General features: G+C 75.7%; 2 protein-coding genes. One reads left to right on the top strand and one right to left on the bottom strand.

Going from position 1 to position 2,151, the window contains the following annotated elements; translation table 11 throughout:
• Positions 1-36: 36 nt before the first annotated feature.
• Entirely contained in the window at positions 37-1,104 is a 1,068-nt protein-coding gene (locus AE652_RS40060) for an NUDIX hydrolase (protein ID WP_049660630.1), read from the bottom strand.
• A gap of 416 nt (positions 1,105-1,520) precedes the next feature.
• Between AE652_RS40060 and AE652_RS40055 the strand changes: the two genes are divergently transcribed.
• Positions 1,521-2,151: PfkB family carbohydrate kinase (locus AE652_RS40055; protein ID WP_234348715.1), on the top strand; the 631-nt coding region annotated here is incomplete at its 3' end.

Below are 2,151 nucleotides of genomic sequence, written 5' to 3'. Positions count from 1 at the left end.
CCCTCCACCAGCCCCCGGCCCCGCGCCGACCGGCCGCTACGCCGCGTCCGCCGTGCTCGCCAGCCCCACGGCCACCCGGCTCCCCGCCTCCAGGTACCGCAGCTCGCCGCTCCGCCGCGCGTCCAGCGCGGCCGCCAGCCGCCGGTAGCGTCCCGGGGGCAGCAGCTCCCCGGCCTCGTCCAGGGTGACGAAACGACAACCGCGCAGCTCCTCCTGCTGGAGCAGCAGGTGCTGCCGGCCCTCCTCGTCCAGCAGCCCGCCGTCGTACATCAGCCGCAGGCCGCCGCGGCGCGGGCCGGTGCGCGGCTCCCAGTCGACGGCGAGCAGGCGCAGCGCGGACGGGTCCAGGCGCAGGCCCAGCTCCTCGGCGGTCTCGCGCAGGGCGGCGTCGGTGGGGGCCTCGCCGCGCTCGACCACGCCGCCGGGGAAGTCCCAGTCGGGCTTGTAGACCGGGTCCACCAGCAGCACGCGGTCCTGCTCGTCGAAGAACAGGACGGCGGAGGCGACGGTGTCGCCGGTCGGGTCCGGGGTCTGGACGATCGGGCAGCGGGCGGCGCCGACCCGGACCAGCTCGGCGATCCGGTGCGCGGTCTCCCGGGGGGAGATCCCGCTGGTGTCGATCATCCGGGCGTCCCCGACCAGCCAGCGGCGGGCGGCGCGGTAGCGGGGCAGGTGCTCGAGGCACCAGGCGCGGACCCGCTCGCTGCCCTCCGGGTCGCCCGGGCACTCGTCGCGGTGGGCTATGCGATCGCGCAGGATCGTTTCTTCAGGGTCCAGCACGACGTGGTGCACCGTGATCCCGTGCGAGGCCAGGTCCCCGAAGATCTCGTCCCGGTAGTCCTCCCTGAGCAGGGTCATCGGGACCACCAGCGGGCCCCCGACCTCACCGAGCAGCGCCGCCGCCGTCTCGGGGACGAGCCGGCGCCAGGCCGCCAGGTCCTGGAAGTCGGACACCGTCGCCAGCCGGTCGGCCGGGAGCATCCGACGCAGGCCGAAGCCCACCAGCTCGGGATCGAAGAGCACGCTCCCGGGCAGCAGTTCCACCAGCTCGCGGCAGGCGCTCGTCTTGCCCGCCCCGAATGTGCCATTGACCCAGACGATCACAACGTCCCCTGCCCTCGACTTCCCCCGATGCCGTTCGCACCGGGCAGCGCCCCCGTTGGTCGAACCAGCGCCACCCGTGGTGGTACCCGCGCCACGCCGCTCCCCATGCCTCCCCGGCGCGCCCGCCCGCACGCCCCGATCTGCCCCGTGACAGCGGCATGTGCCCAGGTCAGACGCCCGTACGCGGAAATATGCAGACCGGTCTACATCAAAATTGCACCCCTTCGCCACTGCTAGGGCACAGGATGCCTGGTGGGTCGACCCGCCCCGCACGCCCCACTCGCACGCTCCGCACGCCCCCCACTCGCACGCCCCCGTGCGCCGCGCGCCCCGGGCTTGGCCCGTACGCGCCCTGCGCTCGACCGCCACCGCCCGCCTCCTTGCGCCGCCCGCGCCCCACCGCGTACAGAGGAACGATGAAGCTGCTTCCCGCCGGTCGGGTCGTCGTCATCGGCTCGGTCAACACCGACCGCATCCTCCGCTGCCCCGTGCTGCCCTCCCCCGGCGAGACCGTCCTCGCCACCGCCGCCACCCGGGGCTTCGGCGGCAAGGGGGCCAACCAGGCGGTGGCGGCGGCCCGGATGGGGGCGGCGACGCACCTGGTCGCCAAGGTCGGACGGGACGCCGAGGGCGAGGCGGCGCGTGCCGACCTGCGGGGCGCGCAGGTCGAGACGGGCGCCGTGCTCACCCACCCGGACGCGCCCACCGGTCAGGCGATCGTCATGGTCGACCCGGCCGGCGAGAACAGCATCGTCGTCCTCCCCGGCGCCAACGCCCACCTGACCCCGGAGGAGGTCACCGCCGCGCTCGCCCGCCTCCGGCTGCTCCCCGTCGACGTGGTCCTGACCAGCAACGAGGTCCCCGCGGAGTGCATCCGCGCGACCGCCGCCGCACTGCCCGCCGCGGGCCCCTCGGGCGGCACCCGCTGGCTGCACAACACCGCCCCGGCCGGCACCCTGCCGGAGGCCGGCCCCACCGGACGCCGCCCGCTGGTCGTCGCGAACGCCGTCGAGGCCCGCCTCCCTGCTCGCCGCGACCGGCATGGCG

It is taken from the genome of Kitasatospora sp. MY 5-36 (genome assembly GCF_001182915.1).
Taxonomy (GTDB): Bacteria; Actinomycetota; Actinomycetes; order Streptomycetales; family Streptomycetaceae; genus Kitasatospora.
The sequence above is the reverse complement of the archived record's forward strand: the minus strand, read 5'-3'. Positions and strand labels throughout refer to the sequence as shown.